This is a genomic window from Streptomyces sp. NPDC056835 (assembly GCF_042789485.1).
Classification (GTDB): Bacteria; Actinomycetota; Actinomycetes; order Streptomycetales; family Streptomycetaceae; genus Streptomyces.
Genome location: NZ_JBHUBB010000111.1, coordinates 1 through 1,056, shown reverse-complemented (window position 1 = coordinate 1,056; position 1,056 = coordinate 1). Strand labels below are relative to the sequence as shown.

General features: G+C 55.9%; 1 rRNA gene. It reads right to left on the bottom strand.

Annotated features, from left to right (window positions below):
- Nucleotides 1-1,056 (bottom strand): 23S ribosomal RNA (locus tag ACFRMN_RS38905); the annotation flags it as partial.

Here is a 1,056-nt window from a genome sequence, read left to right as displayed (position 1 = left end):
CCTCATCTCGAAGCAGGCTTCCCGCTTAGATGCTTTCAGCGGTTATCCTTTCCGAACGTAGCCAACCAGCCATGCCCTTGGCAGAACAACTGGCACACCAGAGGTTCGTCCGTCCCGGTCCTCTCGTACTAGGGACAGCCCTTCTCAAGACTCCTACGCGCGCAGCGGATAGGGACCGAACTGTCTCACGACGTTCTAAACCCAGCTCGCGTACCGCTTTAATGGGCGAACAGCCCAACCCTTGGGACCGACTCCAGCCCCAGGATGCGACGAGCCGACATCGAGGTGCCAAACCATCCCGTCGATATGGACTCTTGGGGAAGATCAGCCTGTTATCCCCGGGGTACCTTTTATCCGTTGAGCGACGGCGCTTCCACAAGCCACCGCCGGATCACTAGTCCCGACTTTCGTCCCTGCTCGACCCGTCGGTCTCACAGTCAAGCTCCCTTGTGCACTTACACTCAACACCTGATTACCAACCAGGCTGAGGGAACCTTTGGGCGCCTCCGTTACTCTTTAGGAGGCAACCGCCCCAGTTAAACTACCCATCAGACACTGTCCCTGATCCGGATCACGGACCCAGGTTAGACATCCAGCACGACCAGAGTGGTATTTCAACGACGACTCCACCTGAACTGGCGTCCAAGCTTCACAGTCTCCCACCTATCCTACACAAGCCGAACCGAACACCAATATCAAACTGTAGTAAAGGTCCCGGGGTCTTTCCGTCCTGCTGCGCGAAACGAGCATCTTTACTCGTAGTGCAATTTCACCGGGCCTATGGTTGAGACAGTCGAGAAGTCGTTACGCCATTCGTGCAGGTCGGAACTTACCCGACAAGGAATTTCGCTACCTTAGGATGGTTATAGTTACCACCGCCGTTTACTGGCGCTTAAGTTCTCAGCTTCGCCAACCCGAAGATTGACTAACCGGTCCCCTTAACGTTCCAGCACCGGGCAGGCGTCAGTCCGTATACATCGCCTTACGGCTTCGCACGGACCTGTGTTTTTAGTAAACAGTCGCTTCTCGCTGGTCTCTGCGGCCACCCCAAGCTCA